This is a genomic window from Sphingobacterium sp. UBA5639 (assembly GCF_002421245.1).
Lineage (GTDB): Bacteria > Bacteroidota > Bacteroidia > Sphingobacteriales > Sphingobacteriaceae > Sphingobacterium > Sphingobacterium multivorum.
Genome location: NZ_DIJR01000037.1, coordinates 120,953 through 138,541, shown reverse-complemented (window position 1 = coordinate 138,541; position 17,589 = coordinate 120,953). Strand labels below are relative to the sequence as shown.

Sequence of the window (17,589 nt, the reverse complement as noted above, 5' to 3'; positions counted from 1 at the left end):
CATTGAGACACCGCGCATACACCCTGCTTGCAGGACGAAGATGTCTAGGGCTTGCCGCCCAGTTGCTCGCGATCAAAGCAAGAGGAAAAGTAGATCGATTGAAAAAAGAAATTTTATGCAATCGGTTTAATGTTACCAAATCATTGATTTGGGGTGAATTCTCCGTGAATAGCCCTTGTCTCGAAAGGTGAAGCAACTTATTCCAATGAAAAAACTGTAATATTGTATAAAAAAATAAAATCGAATTATGTACAATACATTACAACCAGTTTTAGAAAAGGAATTGGAAGCAATCAAAGAAGCGGGATTGTATAAACAAGAGCGAGTGATCGTTACTCCCCAAGGAGCAGACATCAAAGTGAGTACAGGACAAGAAGTTGTCAATTTTTGTGCGAACAATTATTTGGGTCTGTCTTCGCACCCAAAAGTAATCGAAGCTGCTAAGAAAGCGATTGATACACATGGTTATGGAATGTCTTCCGTACGTTTCATCTGTGGTACCCAAGATGTGCATAAAGAATTAGAAGCAAAAATTTCTACGTTCCTCGGAACAGAAGATACTATTTTATATGCGGCAGCATTCGACGCGAATGGTGGGGTGTTTGAGCCATTATTTGGTGCCGAAGATGCCATCATTTCAGACGAATTAAATCATGCCTCTATCATTGATGGTGTTCGTTTGTGTAAAGCACAACGTTTCCGTTATAAAAATGCGGATATGGCTGATCTGGAAGCGCAATTGCAGGCCGCATCCGGTGCTCGACATAAAATCATTGTTACAGATGGCGCGTTTTCGATGGAGGGATCTGTAGCTCCATTGGACCAGATCTGTGATCTAGCCGATAAATACCAGGCGCTCGTGATGATCGATGAATCGCATTGTACAGGATTTATCGGTGCAACTGGACGTGGTACACACGAGCTTTTCAATGTAATTGATCGTGTAGATATCATTACAGGTACGTTGGGTAAGGCGCTAGGTGGTGCTTCCGGTGGTTTTACTTCCGGTAAAAAAGAAATCATCGATTTGTTACGTCAGCGTTCACGTCCTTATTTATTTTCGAATACCCTAGCACCCGCAATTGCAGGGGCTTCTGTTGCGGTCTTGGACATGCTGAGTGAGACAACTGCATTGCGTGATAAACTGGAATCCAATACGATCTACTTCCGTGAAAAAATGACGGCTGCTGGATTTGATATCAAGCCAGGTTTCCATCCAATCGTGCCTGTGATGCTGTATGACGCGAAATTAGCGCAGGAGTTCGCATCCAAGATGTTGGACGAGGGAATTTATGTGATCGGTTTTTACTATCCCGTTGTACCTCAGGGAAAAGCCCGTATCCGTGTGCAGATTTCGGCAGGACACGAAGTTGCTCACCTGGATAAAGCAATCGCCGCCTTTACCAAAGTAGGTAAAGAATTAGGTGTAATTAAATAAAATACACATAGTTATAAATTTTATGGTGCAAAATGTTTATCTTTGCACCCTAAAATTTTATAAAAATATTCTTGCTCAATGCAAAACATTAGAAACATTGCGATCATCGCTCACGTCGACCACGGTAAAACTACGCTTGTAGACAAAATTTTATATTTTACCAATCAATTCAGAGAAAATGAAAATGCTGGTGAATTAATCCTAGACAATAATGATTTAGAGCGTGAACGCGGGATCACTATTGTATCTAAGAACGTATCAGTAACATATAAAGGTGTTAAAATCAACATCATCGATACACCAGGTCACGCCGATTTCGGTGGTGAGGTTGAACGTGTATTGAAGATGGCCGATGGTGTAGTACTATTGGTAGATGCTTTTGAAGGCCCAATGCCTCAAACACGTTTCGTTACAGGTAAAGCGCTAGGTTTAGGTATCAAACCTATCGTTGTTGTCAATAAAGTCGATAAAGAAAACTGTCGTCCTGACGAAGTTTACGAACATGTTTTTGACTTATTCTTCAACTTGGGCGCTACTGAAGAGCAATTGGATTTCCCAGTATTGTACGGTTCTTCAAAACAAGGATGGATGTCTACCGATTGGAAAAATCGTACTGAAGACTTCACCGACTTATTGGAAGCTATCATCAAATATATCCCTGCACCAGAAGTATCTGAAGGTACTTTACAAATGCAGGTAACATCGTTGGATTACTCAACTTTCGTAGGACGTATCGCTATCGGTCGTGTTGCTCGTGGTACAATCAAAGAAAACCAACCTGTTTCTTTGGTGAAACGCGACGGAAAAGTTGTAAAATCAAGAGTTAAAGAGCTACAGGTATTTGAAGGTTTGGGCCGTATCAAAGTATCTGAAGTACATGCAGGTGATATCTGTGCTGTAGTAGGTATCGAAGGTTTTGATATCGGTGATACAATCGCAGATTTCGAAAATCCAGAGCAATTGGAAGTTATCAGCATTGATGAACCAACAATGAACATGTTGTTTACCATCAATAACTCTCCTTTCTTCGGTAAAGAAGGTAAATTGGTAACATCACGTAACATCTACGATCGTTTGCAAAAAGAGTTGGAGAAAAACTTAGCACTGCGCGTAGTTCCTACTGAATCTCCAGATGCTTGGTTGGTATACGGACGTGGTATCCTTCACTTGTCCGTATTGATCGAAACAATGCGCCGTGAGGGTTATGAGTTGCAAGTAGGCCAGCCACAAGTTATCATCAAAGAAATCGATGGTCAAAAATGTGAACCAATCGAAGAGCTTGTTGTTGATGTACCTTCTGATGTCTCAGGAAAAGTAATTGAGTTGGTTACACAACGTAAAGGTGAGTTGTTGATTATGGAAGCTAGAGGAGATATGCAACATCTTGAGTTCTCTATCCCTTCTCGTGGTATTATCGGTTTACGTAACAACGTGTTGACAGCAACAGCGGGTGAAGCTGTTATGGCACACCGTTTGAAAGGTTACGAGCCTTGGAAAGGTACAATTCCTGGTCGTTTGGCAGGTGTATTGATCTCTTTGGATACGGGTTCAACAACTGCGTACTCCATTGATAAATTACAAGACCGTGGTCGTTTCTTCGTAGATCCAGGTGTGGATGTATATGAAGGACAAATCCTAGGTGAACACATCCGTGACAATGATTTAACGATCAACGTTACTAAAGGAAAACAGTTGACAAATATGCGTGCTTCTGGTTCTGACGACAACGTACGTATTGCACCAGCAATCAAATTCTCCTTGGAAGAATGTATGGAGTATATTCAAGCTGACGAGTATATTGAGGTGACACCACAATCAATGCGTCTACGTAAAATCTATTTGACTGAAAACGAGCGTAAAGTTAACGCAAAGAAATTCCAATAGTCAATAGCGGAACGCGCTATAAAAAAAGCCCTCGAACATTGTTCGAGGGCTTTTTTTGATGATTTAAATCCTCGCCTTGGCAGTGCCTCAGGGAGATATCACGTTTTTTTGTTCTTTCCTCCCCGGTACAGTAAGTATCATCCGGCAGAAAACCGAATAGCTTTTCAATTCGCAGGAATATAATCAGCCAAGAATACGTAACTTTGTGTGAGATAAGGATTATTATGAGTAAACAGGTGGAGCACACTCCAAAAGAATATATTCAGATAAAGGGCGCAAGAGTTAATAACTTAAAGAATATCGACGTTGATATCCCTAAAAATAAATTAGTTGTTATCACTGGAATGTCGGGCTCAGGAAAATCATCCTTAGCTTTTGATACGCTCTATGCCGAAGGACAGCGACGTTATGTCGAAAGTCTCTCTTCGTACGCAAGACAATTTATGGGACGGATGAATAAACCGGAGGTGGATTACATCAAAGGTATCGCTCCCGCAATTGCCATTGAGCAACGTGTCATTACGTCCAACCCCCGTTCGACGGTAGGAACATCCACCGAGATCTATGATTATCTGAAATTGTTGTATGCCCGGATCGGCAAGACAATTTCTCCTGTATCAGGCCGCGAGGTGACCAAAGACAGTGTGAGTTCAGTGGTGGATTTTGCGTTGAATTTAGAAGAGGGGACAACGGTGACACTTCTCGCGCCACTTATTCCTGCTCATGGACGTAAACTTAAGGAAGAACTGTCGCTCCTGTTACAGAAAGGTTTTGTGCGTGTCGTCTTTGGGGATAGTATGCAGAAAATCGAAACTATTATCGATGATAAGGCCATCGCCAATAAAGACCTTCAGGATGGTGAAGTGCTTATTGTCGTCGACCGGGTTCGCATTGAACAGGACGATGATACAGTCAATCGACTTTCTGACTCTGTCCAAACAGGTTTTTTCGAGGGTAAGGGTGAGCTCTATATGGAAGAAAATGGTCAAAGACATCATTTCTCCCATAAATTTGAACTTGATGGAATAACATTTGAAGAACCTACACCAAATTTCTTCAGTTTTAATAATCCGTATGGTGCCTGTCGTCGATGTGAAGGTTATGGAAAGATCATTGGTATTGACCCTGATCTTGTTATTCCAGACAAAAGCCGCTCGGTCTACGATGGCGCAATTGCACCTTGGCGAGGGGAGAAAATGGGCGAGTGGTTACAAGTGCTTGTTAAAAGTTCACTGAAATTTGATTTCCCAATACATCGTGCCTATATGGACCTGACTGCGGCGCAGAAAGAGCTGCTGTGGACGGGAAATAAATATTTCGCAGGTCTTACTCAATTTTTTGAAGAGCTCGAAGCTCAGACCTATAAAATTCAATATCGGGTGATGTTATCGCGCTACCGCGGGAAAACAGATTGCCCGGATTGCCGCGGTACCCGTTTACGCAAAGATGCGACTTACGTGAAAGTAGGGGGCAAGTCTATCACCGATATCGTTTTGATGCCGCTTGAAGAAGCCTTGGAATTCTTTAAAACCCTACCGCTGGTGGGTAATGAACTGGTCATTGCCAAAAGACTTCTTGCCGAAATTAATAATAGGTTGCAATTTTTGTGCGATGTTGGATTAAGTTACCTGACCTTGAACCGGCTATCGAATACCCTTTCTGGAGGGGAATCACAGCGGATCAATCTGGCAACTTCATTAGGAAGTTCACTCGTAGGTTCTATTTATGTGTTGGACGAGCCAAGTATTGGACTTCATCCACGTGATACACAGCGTCTGATTTCTGTGCTGAAATCCCTGCGCGATGTTGGTAATACGGTTGTGGTGGTCGAGCATGAGCAGGAGATGATGGAGGCGGCTGATTACCTGATCGATATCGGACCGGAAGCCGGGATCAATGGCGGCGAAATGGTCTTCGCAGGTACATATCAGCAGATTCTGAAAGATACAAAGAGCCTTACGGGGCAATACCTCAGTGGTAAAAGCCAGATTGAGGTACCCCAAAAGCGCCGCCCATGGTCCAAGAGTGTGACCATTAAAGGAGCGCATGAGAATAACCTCAAAGGGATTGATGTACAATTTCCATTGAATACGTTTACTGTGGTGACAGGTGTTTCAGGATCAGGTAAGACCTCCTTGGTCAAACGTATCCTTTACCCAGCATTGCAGAAGTCGATAGGCAATTACTCTGGTGAACAGACTGGGGTCTATGATGCGATCGAGGGGGATATTACCCAGATAGAACAAGTTGAAATGGTCGATCAAAACCCGATCGGTCGTTCTTCGCGATCCAACCCGGTGACTTACGTGAAAGCCTGGGATGAAATCAGGGCCTTATATGCCAACCAGGCAGCAGCCAAAGCTGCTGGACTGAAACCTGCGGCATTTTCATTTAATGTTGAAGGTGGACGTTGTGATGTCTGTCAGGGTGAAGGTGAAGTTAAAATTGAAATGCAATTTATGGCCGATATCGTTTTGCCATGTGAGGCCTGTGGGGGCAAGCGATTTAAACAGTTTGTGCTTGATGTACACTATAAGAACAAGTCGGTAGCAGATGTTCTCGAGCTGAGTGTTGATGAAGCGATCGTATTCTTTGCAGACCAGCCTAAAATATTAGCGAAATTGCAGCCTTTACAGGACGTTGGACTAGGCTACGTTAAGCTCGGGCAATCGTCAAGTACATTGTCTGGCGGTGAAGCACAGCGGATTAAACTGGCCTCCTTCCTCATTAAGGGAAATAATAGCAAGAAGACACTTTTTATCTTTGATGAACCAACAACAGGCTTACACTTTCAGGATATTAAAAAGTTATTGAAATCATTTGATGCACTGATTGCCTTAGGGAACAGTATATTAGTGATCGAGCATAATATGGATATGATCAAATCGGCAGATTGGGTCATCGATATTGGTCCTGAGGGCGGTAATAAAGGTGGAAAGCTCGTCTTTGCGGGACTTCCTGAAGAACTTATTCATTGTAAAGATTCTTATACAGGTCAATTTTTAAAGACACATTTAAAAGATTAAATCCTACTTTAGCGAAGTGAAGTAATCTGTCTCAGGACAACGGAGCTGCCAATAAGTTCCGTTTATTGTTCCTTTTGTTAAGGTCTGATAGAATACTATACAGTAAATAAAAAACTAATATTTCAATACTTAATACGATTATGATTAAAAGATTTTTTTTAAGTGTCGTCCTTGGAATAGCGGCGCTTTCGTCCATGGCGCAACAACCGGAAAGACCAAAATTGGTTGTCGGCCTGATGGTGGATCAAATGCGTTGGGATTATTTATATCGTTTTGCAGATCGATATGGAAATGATGGTTTCAAACGACTTTTGAAAGAAGGATTCTCCTGTGAAAATACATTGATTAATTATATTCCGACATACACCGCTATTGGACACAGTTCGGTCTATACAGGATCCGTTCCTTCCATACATGGTATTGCGGGCAATGACTGGATTGAAGAACAGACGGGTAAAAATATGTACTGTACGCAGGACGATAATGTCGTTGGTGTAGGTACTACAGCCAAGGAGGGACAGCAGTCTCCACGTAATTTACTTGCATCGACCGTAACGGACCAATTGAAGCTCGCTTCTAACTTTAAATCCAAAGTGATCGGTATCGCGATCAAAGACCGCGGTGGTATTCTACCGGCAGGGCATTTTGCCGATGCAGCGTATTGGTTTGAAGCTAAATCCGGAGATTGGGTCACCTCTAATTTCTATATGGATAAACTGCCAAAATGGGTGGTAGACTTCAACAAGAAAAAATTGGCTGAAAAATACCTGAAAGGCGACTGGAAACCAATGTATGATATCAGCACCTATGCTGCCAACAGTATTGCAGATGATAACATCTACGAAGGTAAGTACCCTGGTGAAGAAAAACCGACTTTGCCGCGTGCAACTTCTAAGCTAATGAAAGACGAAGGCTATGAGCTGATCAAAACCACACCAATGGGAAATCAGTTTACGTTGGATCTGGCTATGGAAGCAATCAAAAATGAGCAGATGGGAAATAACCCAACTAAAAATACCGACTTCCTTTGTGTGAGCCTTTCTGCAACAGACTACGTTGGACACCGTTACTCATTGACAGCAGTGGAGATTGAAGATATCTATCTGCAGCTCGATAAACAGCTTGCCGATTTCTTCAACTACCTCGATAAGACCGTTGGCAAGGGTAACTACACGTTCTTCCTGACAGCAGATCATGGCGCTTCTTATAACTCTCGTTTCTTTATGGATATGAAAGGAAACGGTGGTTATTTCTATTCCCGTCAGATTATCACAGGACTTAACAAAACCCTTAAAGAGAAATTTGGACAAGAGAAGCTTGTTAAAAGCATGATGAACTACCAGGTGCACTTAAATAATCAATTGATTGATTCTTTGAACTTGGATCGTGATAAAATAAAAGAGACCATCATTCGTGAACTTCGCCATACAGAAGGTGTCGCTTATGTTGCTGATATGGAAAAAGGGGAAAGTCTGATGATCCCGGCGCCTATTCGCGAAAAAATGATCAACGGTTACAACTTTAAACGTAGTGGTGCTATTCAGATCGTTTGTGAGCCACAATGGTATGACGGCACGCCGCGCTCGACCGGGACAACACATGGTACCTGGTCTGGCTATGATTCCCATATTCCTTTGGTATTTATGGGTTGGGGAATTAAACCGGGTGTATCTAATACGGAGGTACATATTGTGGATATTGCACCGACAATTTCTTCACTACTCCACATCACTGAGCCCAATGGTAGCATCGGAAAACCGATCACGGCGGTATTGGGGCAATAAGGAGACTGTTGCTGCATGCGTGAAATCATGAAGGTTTTATTCTATTGAATAAAAAACGTAAATTTGCAATTCAACAGGGGGTTAACAAATTATGCTGTCCAAAAAGACAAAATATGCAATAAAGGCACTGATGGTGCTTGGTCGTAATTACGGTAATGAGCCGATGCAAATCGTGAAGATTGCGCAGGAGGAGAATATTCCAAAAAAATTCTTGGAACAAATTCTACTTGAAATGCGAAATGCCGGAATTCTGTATAGCAAAAAAGGTGCTGGAGGTGGTTATAGCCTCAATAAGGCTCCCGAAGATGTTTTTCTATCGCAGGTGATGCGCCTGATTGATGGCCCCATAGCCTTGCTGCCATGCGTGAGCTTGAACTTCTACCGCTCCTGCGAAGAGTGTACACAAGAGCATGCCTGTGGCATACGCGATACTTTTGTAGAGGTGAGAAATGCCATGTTGCAGATTTTAAATGATACAAGTATTGCCCATTTAATCAATAAGGAAAAAGAATTGAACCTAAATGTAGATTAAAGGAAATAAAATATATTTTTCTATTTAGATTGGAGGCGTAACAAATAAGTTACGCCTCTTTTTTTATGCGGTAAAGTTATTGGTATAGCGTGAATTATCGTGTTTTATTTGACCGAGGTAAGTTTCATTTTTTAATTACATAATTATTTAACATTATTTTACGAATTTTCCGTAGCAACATTTATATATTTACCTCGACAATATATAAACGAAATTTATGAAACTAACCTATTCCCTAGTTTTGTTTCTTTTATTTTCAGTCCTGAGTTCCAAGTCCTATGCACAACATAAACTTGTGGGATCGGTGGCAGATATCAAAGATCTTGCAAAACTACATCAAGCTTCAATCGCGCTGCTCAGTCCCAAAGATTCGATTTTGGTTAAATTCGGTCGGACGAAAGAAAATGGAACATTCCAAATTGCGAATCTCGACACAGGTACCTATAAAATGGTGGTTTCCTATCCGCAGTATGCTGACTTGGTAAAAGATATCCATGTGGCCGCCGAAGATCTAGATATTGGTATTGTAAAGCTATCCAAAGCAGCGCTACTATTGGAGGAGGTGCAGGTGAATGGCAAAATTCCTGTGGTTATTAAAGGCGACACCATCGAATACGATGCCGGTAGTTTTAAAGTAGAGAAAGATGCCAAAGTGGAAGACCTATTGAAGGTCTTGCCGGGTATTACGATGGATGGATCAGGCAAGATCATTGCTCAGGGCAAGGAAGTAAAAAAGGTATTGCTTGATGGGGAAGAGTTTTTTGGTGATGATCCAACGCTGATTACCAAGAATATTCGGTCAGATATGGTTAGCAAGGTACAAGTGTATGAGAAGAAATCAGATCTTGCTGTACGTACCGGAGTAGATGATGGCGAACGAACGCAGACAATTGATATTAAGCTCAAAGAAGATAAGAAAAAAGGAATGTTCGGCCAAGCTGTTGCGGGAGCTGGTACAGATAAATATTATGGCGGAAAAGTCATGCTCAATAAGTTTAAGGGATCGCAGAAAATTGCTGCTTATGGCATTCTCGCCAATGATGGAATGGTCGGATTAGGATTTGAAGATAGCCAAAAATATGGTGTGGGCGGAAGCAGCAATGTACAGATGATGGACGGCGGCGGCATCATGATTTCTTCTAGTGGTGATGGCTCCGACGGTGGATGGGATGGTAATTACTATGGTGGTGGCGTGCCTAAGGCCGTGAACATGGGCGCAAGTTATTCCGACAAATCCAAAGATGATAAGCATAAGATCAATGTCAACTTCAAACGGAATCAGATCAATGTCAATAATACAAGTACCTATAATGCGCAGAACAATCTTCCTGAACGTGCGCAGGTCGATAATAATGTGACAGCATCTGAAACCGAAACACAGGCCAATATCGCGAATTTAAGGTATGACTATAAGCTTGATTCGCTCGCAGACTTGACTGTCACTATGGGCTTTACCAAATCTAGCCGCGACAATTTATCCAATTCCGAAGCAGACCAGCGTAAATTGGATGGCACATTGATTACACGGACTTCGTCCAAGACAGATTTAAATAACGATCAGGATAAGTTTAATGTAAATGCGATGCTTACACGTCGTTTTAAAAAGGACCGCCGCTCCATTACTTTCAATGTCAATGCGAATACAGATCAAAATCGTAACAAGACACAGTATTTTTCGGAAAATTTCTTCCAAAGTTCCGGAGATACAACCTTGATCGATCAATATAAAAATGATAAGTTGGCCAACAATACGTATGGTGCTTCAGTAACCTATTCGGAGCCTTTGTCTAAAAGGTTGACTGCTGCAATAGGTTATGCATTCAATCAAAATAAATCGGAAACACTCAATCAGTCATTTGATAGAGATCCGGTTACAGGAAAATATACGGTATTGGACCAAGACCTGCTAAACGATTTTGATTTTAACAGTTTAAAAAATGGTGTCAACGCCTCCTTGAACTACAAGTCCAACACATTAACTGTAAATTTGAGCAATAGGGTTGATTTTGAGCAGGTCAAGAGAACCTATAACAACCTGAATACAATACTACAGCGGAACCAGACTTCTGTTGCTCCAGTCCTTTCCGTCAACTACAAAATCTCGAAAAGCAAAAATGTGAGCTTCCGATACAGCGGCCGCACGAGCCAGCCATCGTTGACGCAAATAGAGCCGTTGAAACAAAATGCCCAGCCACTCGTCGAGTATTTGGACAATCCAGATCTGGAAGCGGGCTTTAACAACTCCTATTCAATTAATTTCAACAACTACAAGCAGTTAAAGGACCAGAGTATTTATTTTTATGTCAGTGCAGATCAAGGAAAGAAAAGTATCAACAATAGCGTACGCTATGATCTAGATAAAGGTACGCAGCAAATTTCCTACGTGAATATTGATAAAGACAATTGGCGTATGTATGGCGGTGGAGGATACAGTTTTGTATTGAAGAAAAAATGGGGATTAAAAATGAACTTGGGTATGAACGCGCAGTATAACAGCCAGTTTAGCTATTTATCTACTTACAACGAAGATCCTGAGCTCAATAGAAATCAAACATGGAGTGTGGCGCCGAGCCTTGGCTTCAGTCGGTACAAGGCAAATAAAATGGATTTTTACATCTCCATGAGCCCTGGTGTGGAGCAGATGAATTCCTATTTGCAACCTGAGTTAAATCGCACGACTTTTAAATTTAGGACGTTCTCGGAGATTACGTATTATTTACCAAAAGACTTCAAGATTTCCCTGTCGACAAACCAGAATTATCAGGCTGCGACGAAAACATTGCAATCCATTAATATCATTAATATGAATGGATATGTTTCCAAAAAATTATTGAAAGATAAGTCTTTGGAAGTACAGGTATTTGTCAACGATATTTTAAACAAAAATAATGGGGTGTACCGTTATCAAAATGGAACTTCATTTATACAGACCAGCAACGATGTACTGCGTCGTTATGGAATGCTAAAAGTAATCTACAATTTTACAACAATGAACCGTCCATGATTAAATTAACGATTTTGTTTTCAATGATTTCCATGAATTTAATCATGGTAAGCTCCATCTGGCCGATGGAAAAATTAAATTATTTACAGATGAAAGGAGATGCCAAATGAGTAAGTATTTCAAGTTGATGGTCTGGGTATTATTGCTGAGCTCAGGAGTAGCTCGTGCACAACACGCGTATTTTCCGAGCAGCGGAACGGTGACTTATGAACGGAAGTTTCATGTGCAGAATTTCTTAAAACGTAATTATCTCAGCAAACCCGATCTAGATACCTGGGATAAGCTGATGGTCGACAATGCGGTGAAGAATGGGCCTGCAGAGGTAGTAACCCACCATATTCTGAAATTTTACGATAATGAAACCCTGTTTGAAACGGTGCAGGAAGATTATCCCGCAAATTATCGTAATGTGACTCACTATAATTCTATTCTTCCGGATTCAAAAACGTACATTAATTTTCAGAATCAGGAATTCTTAAAATTGCTCCCCTTTGGAGATGATCAGCTCTTGCTTAAAGATTCATTGCCTACTGTAAAATGGAAGTATACCGATGAATACCGAAATATTGCAGGATATGACTGCAGAAGAGCCAATGGAATTATTCAAGATTCGGTCTATGTGGTTGCGTTTTTTGCGGGGCAAATACCCATCTCCGGTGGTCCTGAACTTATACACGGACTCCCGGGCTTAGTGATGGGGATATCCATCCCAAGTATGAATGTAAATATGTTTGCCACAAAGGTGGAGATTATCAATACCGCATTTTCCAATGTGCTGACCAAAAAGAAAAAAGTTGTTGCGGAATCCAGGACAGAGATCATAAAAAAACTGAAAGATACCGTCTATGATTATATGGATGAGAAGGCGTTTAAGAAGCGGTTGCAGAGTATACTCTTTTAGGGGATAATGATGCTATCTAGCTAATAAAAAAGCCTGTTCAAACGAACAGGCTTTTTGTATAAATGGAGGTAAGCTCTTAATATTAACGTACCGTACTTCCGACTTTAATTGCTGTATCTGGTTTGACAAAATCCAATCGACCATCAGCGTCTTCTGCCATAAGGATCATTCCTTGTGACATAATTCCTTTTATTTCACGAGGCTCAAGATTGACTAAGATGGATACCTGGCGGCCTACGATCTCCTCAGGACTGAAGAATTCTGCGATACCCGAAACGACTGTGCGTGTATCTAATCCGGTGTCTATCGTCAGTTTTAACAATTTCTTGGTTTTGGCAACTTTTTCAGCGGCTGCAATAGTTCCAACGCGGATATCCATTTTAACAAAATCATCGAAGCTAATGTTTTCTTTCGCAGGAGCAACTTTTGCATTATCAGCTAGATTTTTTGCTTTTGCTTCAGCAAGTTTGTTTAGTTGGAAGTCGACTTGTTCATCGGTTATTTTGTCGAATAACAATTGCACTTCACCCAATTGGTGTCCAGCTTGGATCAAAGCATCTGAACCTGCGTCGTTCCAGTTCCCTTGTGGAAAATTAAGCATTTCAAATAGTTTGATCGCTGTTTTCGGTAAAAAGGGCTGTGCAAGAACGGCAAGATTGGCAACGATCTGTGCCGCTACATTTAGGATTGTTTTGACACGTTCCTCATCTGTTTTAATGATTTTCCATGGCTCCTCATCGGCAAGGTATTTATTGCCCAGACGAGCTACATTCATAAATTCTGCCAATGCCTCACGGAAGCGGAATTGCTCCAAAGACGATTTGATAGAAGTAGGGTATGATTTTAGTTCATTCAGTACCGCTTGATCTACAGCTGTTAGTGGCGAGCCGTTCAATACCTTGCCATCAAAATATTTGTGGGAAAGTACCAAGACACGGTTGACAAAGTTTCCAAAAATAGCAACGAGCTCATTGTTGATCCTAGCTTGGAAATCTTTCCAGGTAAACTCGGCATCCGAAGTTTCCGGTAATATGGCTGTCAATACATAACGCAATTCATCCTGCTTATCAGGAAATTCCTGTAGGTATTCATGTAACCAAACCGCATGGTTTCTGGACGTGGACAGCTTATCGCCCTCCAGGTTAAGGAATTCGTTGGCTGGAATATTTTCTGGTAAAATATAGTCGCCGTGTGCATGAAGAATCGCTGGGAAAATAATACAGTGGAAAACAATATTATCTTTTCCAATAAAATGGATCAGCGTAGAATCGTCTGCTGGGTTTTCATGGGTTTTCCAATAGTCTTCCCAGTTTTTACCATGGTCTAAAGCCCACTGTTTTGTTGCTGAGATATAACCGATAGGTGCATCTAACCAAACATATAGTTTTTTACCCGCTGCTTCAGCCAAAGGTACATCGACGCCCCAATCCAGATCTCTTGTCATTGAACGCGGCTGTAAACCGGATTTAAGCCAAGATTGACATTGGCCAAAAACGTTGGACTTCAGGATATTTTTCTTTCCTTCGATCAGCCATTTTTCAAGCCAAGGCTGGTATTTATCCAAAGGTAGATACCAATGTTTCGTTTCTTTCAAAACTGGCGTTTTTCCGCTCAATGTTGAAATCGGGTTGATCAAATCTGTTGGGCTAAGTGATGTCCCACATTTTTCACATTGGTCACCATAGGCGCCTTCAGACTTACAATTTGGACAAGTTCCCGTAATGTAACGGTCGGCCAAAAACTGATGGTATTCCTCATCGTAGTACTGCTCGGAAAATTTCTCCACAAATTCGCCTTTGTTGTAAAGGTTCAAGAAGAAATCCTGCGATAACTGGTGATGTATGGGCTCCGACGTACGGTGATAGATATCGAAAGAGATACCAAATTCCTCAAAGCTTTCTTTGATTTGTTTATTGTATTTGTCAATGATTTGTTGCGGGGTGATGCCCTCTTTTTTTGCACGGATGGTAATCGCCGCACCATGCTCATCTGAACCACATACATAGACTACATCTTTTTGATTCAGACGCAAATAGCGGACAAAGATATCCCCTGGGATATAAGCTCCGGCAAGGTGTCCAATATGTAAAGGACCATTGGCATAAGGTAATGCCGATGTGATGGTATAACGTTTTTTATCTAGAATACTCAATGCTTGAAAGTATATTAAAGTGTGTACTTGTTTTCTTTGGCAAACTTAGATAAATTGCTGTTTATATGCAATATAAATGCGTGTCATATCGAACAATTTATTCTTGAATTCTTGTTTTGACTTATTTCTACGATTATTTCAACTTGATTAAAATGCGCTTCCATTTAACAGCTTGTTATCGTAGAAATATTATTCAACATAGCGGTAGAAAACTTAGATAAATTTACGTTTATTTGTACATATAAGCACCATATGTCAAGTATATTTCTAATCGGACTTTGCAATGTAGCGGCCCTTTTTTTTGAAAGTGTTTGATGTTATTGGCCAGAAAGATTCTTCAGTTCGCTTGCATAGCTGTTGCTGTCTTCGAAGCCATGAAGGTTTTGTTTGATCATTAGCGATAAAAAAGATGTCCAAAATACCTGATTTTCTGAAAGAAGGCGATAAAGTAGCTATCGTTTGTCCTGCGAGTTTTATACGAGGCTCTATTGATGTTGGCATAAAAACATTGGAGAACTGGGGGCTGGAAGTTGTGGTTGGGAAGACTGTTGGGACATCGTTCCATCAGTTTGCCGGAGATGACAATTTACGCGCTGCCGATCTGCAGTGGGCATTGGATGATCCGTCGATTAAAGCGATTTTTGCTGCGCGCGGAGGTTACGGTTGTGTTCGTATTGTCGATCAGATAGATTTTTCAAGCTTTGAAAAAGATCCCAAATGGTTGGTGGGTTTTAGCGATATTACCGTATTGCATAGTCATATTCAACGGAACTATAAAATTGCAACAATACATGGACAGATGCCAAAGTCTTTTGAAACGGGCACAAAAGCATCGTTGGAAACGTTAAAAAATGCATTGTTTGGCCATAATATGGATTTTGACTACGAGCAAACGTTATTCCCCAATCGTGCGGGTAAAGGCGAAGGAAAATTGGTCGGCGGAAATTTAGCAATCTTACTATCTGTACTTGCTTCTAATTCGGATGTCAATTACAAGAATAAAATTCTATTTATTGAAGATGTCGGTGAAGCCTATTACTCCGTAGACAGAATGCTAAGGGCGTTGAAACGCGCGGGGAAATTAAAAAAATTGAATGGTCTAATTGTAGGTGGCTTTTCTGCGATGAAAGACAATGATCCTGCTTTTGGGCAGCGTGTGGAGGAAATTGTGTGGGATATAGTTAAAGAATATGATTTTCCGGTAGCATTTGGCTATCCTGCCGGGCATATTGATGATAATCACGCCCTGGTATTTGGGCGAAAAGTAAAATTGCAGACTACAGCTGATTCTGTTCAGTTAACCTATTTGTAGTGGAAGCTGAACAGAATCTCGTTGTTTTATTTATTGATTATCCCGTTTATTGATTATCCCGAATGTACAGGGATGACCATCATGGCAGCCTGGCTCTTCCAGGCCATTTTTTGCGCAATACTCGTATTGAAAATTCGGCTTAATAAGCCCTTGTCCCGATGGAAGGTGACCATCATGTCGATATGATTTTCGTTGATGTATTGGTTAATCCCTGAAGCGATGTCTGCATGGAGGATATAACTATAGATGGGATGATAAGGCGCCAGTAAATCCTGCATGGTTGTTATTTCGGCATTTACCGCTTTATTTGCAGGATCTTCTTTGGTCACATGGACGACATAGACCTCACTTTTCCGTAATACTTCTGCAGCATTCACCAAAAGACGGTTTAATTTTAGCTTTACTTCTTTGAGATTAGTGGCGATCAACATCTTTTTGGGTACCCGAAATTCTGCTCGTGTGGGGACCACCAGTAATGGTGTGTGACAATTTTCGATCAGCTTGAGGGTATTGCTTCCAAGAAGCAGTTTCTTTAAGCCGCTTTTACCTGCAGTCCCGACGATAACAAGATCAATGTCCTCTTCAGCACAGGTACGGTTTACGCCATAGCTAAGCTCGTATTCTTCAAGAACTGATTTCCAGGCAATGCCCTCAGGAAAAAGCAACATCAGTTCCTGTTGCCAGGTATTGAGGTCCTTTTGTTTTTCTTCCAAGATTTCTGAATTGCTGATGACAACAGGTTCAGTACCTACGGTAGGGATTACTTCGTATGTGTGGTATAGGACAACTTTTTCAATGCCCCAAAGTGGAGCTAATTGTGCGGCATATCGAGCAGCCGCATAAGCATTGTCCGAAAAGTCTGTTAACAAGAGTAGGTTTTTCATCCTTATTCGTTATTTGTTTGTCCATAACCCTTGGCTAAGGTGTTTTACACGTTCTTAGACAGGATATATGTTGAGATTCATCGCGTTATAATCGGGTCTATAGCCTTTAAATTACACATTAAGTATTATAAATGCAATAGCTTTATTTATGTGGTGGGTGCTGTGCGGTGTTCAATTTAAATAATTTCATTAATTTAGGGAGATCGGTAATTCAAGTTTTAATAGATTAAACGTTTTTTATGGCAATTTGGAATTCATTGGGTAAATATAGGGATACGGGACTTTTGGTCCTGCGTGTTGGACTTGGGGTGATGATGATCATGCACGGTCTGCCCAAATTACAGGGCGGTCCTGAGCTCTGGGCTGGCGTCGGAAAATCAATGGGTAATATCGGTATCCATTTTATGCCTACTTTTTGGGGATTTATGGCAGCTGCGACCGAAACTGTTGGAGGCCTATTTTTACTGTTAGGGCTCTTTTTCCGACCAGCAGCATTATTGCTTGCATTCACAATGGTCATTGCTGGATTAATGCATCTTTCTAAAGGAGATGGTATCTCTGGTGCATCACATGCGATTGAGCTTTGCTTTGTGTTTTTAGGACTTATCCTTGTTGGGCCGGGTAAACAATCCGTTGACAAGAAATAGGAGACTTCCCGGTAAGAGACATCTC

At 41.2% G+C, this 17,589-nt stretch carries 11 protein-coding genes; 9 read left to right on the top strand and 2 right to left on the bottom strand.

Features of this window, described 5'->3' with window-relative positions:
- Positions 1–247: 247 nt before the first annotated feature.
- The 7 genes from kbl to B4Z90_RS24085 all read left to right on the top strand — a co-directional run bounded on the left by kbl (position 248) and on the right by B4Z90_RS24085 (position 12,569).
- The gene (gene kbl / locus B4Z90_RS24115; protein ID WP_286803561.1) at positions 248–1,438 is read left to right on the top strand and encodes a glycine C-acetyltransferase; all 1,191 of its coding nucleotides are present in this window, start codon (positions 248–250) and stop codon (positions 1,436–1,438) included.
- 78 nt (positions 1,439–1,516) lie between these two features.
- Entirely contained in the window at positions 1,517–3,322 is a 1,806-nt protein-coding gene (gene typA, locus B4Z90_RS24110) for a translational GTPase TypA (protein ID WP_286803559.1), read from the top strand.
- Between the two features lie 224 nt (positions 3,323–3,546).
- Positions 3,547–6,348 (top strand): excinuclease ABC subunit UvrA, encoded by a 2,802-nt coding sequence (uvrA, locus tag B4Z90_RS24105; RefSeq protein WP_286803558.1) that lies wholly within the window; start codon positions 3,547–3,549, stop codon positions 6,346–6,348.
- Between the two features lie 140 nt (positions 6,349–6,488).
- Positions 6,489–8,132, top strand: coding sequence for an alkaline phosphatase PafA (gene pafA / locus B4Z90_RS24100; RefSeq protein WP_286803557.1), 1,644 nt, complete (start codon positions 6,489–6,491; stop codon positions 8,130–8,132).
- Positions 8,133–8,223: 91 nt separating this feature from the next.
- Positions 8,224–8,664, top strand: a complete 441-nt coding sequence (locus B4Z90_RS24095; RefSeq protein ID WP_046673766.1) for an RrF2 family transcriptional regulator — start codon at positions 8,224–8,226, stop codon at positions 8,662–8,664.
- A 217-nt stretch (positions 8,665–8,881) separates the two neighbouring features.
- Complete coding sequence (locus tag B4Z90_RS24090) at positions 8,882–11,668, top strand: outer membrane beta-barrel protein (protein WP_286709934.1); 2,787 nt, start codon at positions 8,882–8,884, stop codon at positions 11,666–11,668.
- A gap of 106 nt (positions 11,669–11,774) precedes the next feature.
- Positions 11,775–12,569, top strand: coding sequence for a GLPGLI family protein (locus tag B4Z90_RS24085; protein ID WP_286803556.1), 795 nt, complete (start codon positions 11,775–11,777; stop codon positions 12,567–12,569).
- 82 nt (positions 12,570–12,651) lie between these two features.
- Here the strand turns inward: B4Z90_RS24085 and metG are convergent, their stop codons facing one another.
- The gene (gene metG / locus B4Z90_RS24080; protein WP_286803554.1) at positions 12,652–14,721 is read right to left on the bottom strand and encodes a methionine--tRNA ligase; all 2,070 of its coding nucleotides are present in this window, start codon (positions 14,719–14,721) and stop codon (positions 12,652–12,654) included.
- A gap of 409 nt (positions 14,722–15,130) precedes the next feature.
- Here metG and B4Z90_RS24075 point away from each other — a divergent pair, with 409 nt between their 5' ends.
- Complete coding sequence (locus B4Z90_RS24075; protein ID WP_286803552.1) at positions 15,131–16,033, top strand: S66 peptidase family protein; 903 nt, start codon at positions 15,131–15,133, stop codon at positions 16,031–16,033.
- A gap of 53 nt (positions 16,034–16,086) precedes the next feature.
- Here the strand turns inward: B4Z90_RS24075 and B4Z90_RS24070 are convergent, their stop codons facing one another.
- The gene (locus tag B4Z90_RS24070; RefSeq protein ID WP_286803551.1) at positions 16,087–16,917 is read right to left on the bottom strand and encodes a universal stress protein; all 831 of its coding nucleotides are present in this window, start codon (positions 16,915–16,917) and stop codon (positions 16,087–16,089) included.
- A gap of 239 nt (positions 16,918–17,156) precedes the next feature.
- Here B4Z90_RS24070 and B4Z90_RS24065 point away from each other — a divergent pair, with 239 nt between their 5' ends.
- On the top strand, positions 17,157–17,564 hold the full coding sequence (locus B4Z90_RS24065; RefSeq protein WP_286803550.1) for a DoxX family protein: 408 nt from the start codon (positions 17,157–17,159) through the stop codon (positions 17,562–17,564).
- Positions 17,565–17,589: the final 25 nt, after the last annotated feature.

Coding starts and splice junctions, on each gene's coding strand:
- B4Z90_RS24090 (WP_286709934.1), top strand. CDS start 8,882: ATGAAACTAACCTATTCCCTAGTTTTGTTTCTTTTATTTTCAGTCCTG.
- B4Z90_RS24075 (WP_286803552.1), top strand. CDS start 15,131: ATGTCCAAAATACCTGATTTTCTGAAAGAAGGCGATAAAGTAGCTATC.
- B4Z90_RS24070 (WP_286803551.1), bottom strand. CDS start 16,917: ATGAAAAACCTACTCTTGTTAACAGACTTTTCGGACAATGCTTATGCG.
- B4Z90_RS24065 (WP_286803550.1), top strand. CDS start 17,157: ATGGCAATTTGGAATTCATTGGGTAAATATAGGGATACGGGACTTTTG.
- pafA (WP_286803557.1), top strand. CDS start 6,489: ATGATTAAAAGATTTTTTTTAAGTGTCGTCCTTGGAATAGCGGCGCTT.
- uvrA (WP_286803558.1), top strand. CDS start 3,547: ATGAGTAAACAGGTGGAGCACACTCCAAAAGAATATATTCAGATAAAG.
- B4Z90_RS24095 (WP_046673766.1), top strand. CDS start 8,224: ATGCTGTCCAAAAAGACAAAATATGCAATAAAGGCACTGATGGTGCTT.
- typA (WP_286803559.1), top strand. CDS start 1,517: ATGCAAAACATTAGAAACATTGCGATCATCGCTCACGTCGACCACGGT.
- kbl (WP_286803561.1), top strand. CDS start 248: ATGTACAATACATTACAACCAGTTTTAGAAAAGGAATTGGAAGCAATC.
- B4Z90_RS24085 (WP_286803556.1), top strand. CDS start 11,775: ATGAGTAAGTATTTCAAGTTGATGGTCTGGGTATTATTGCTGAGCTCA.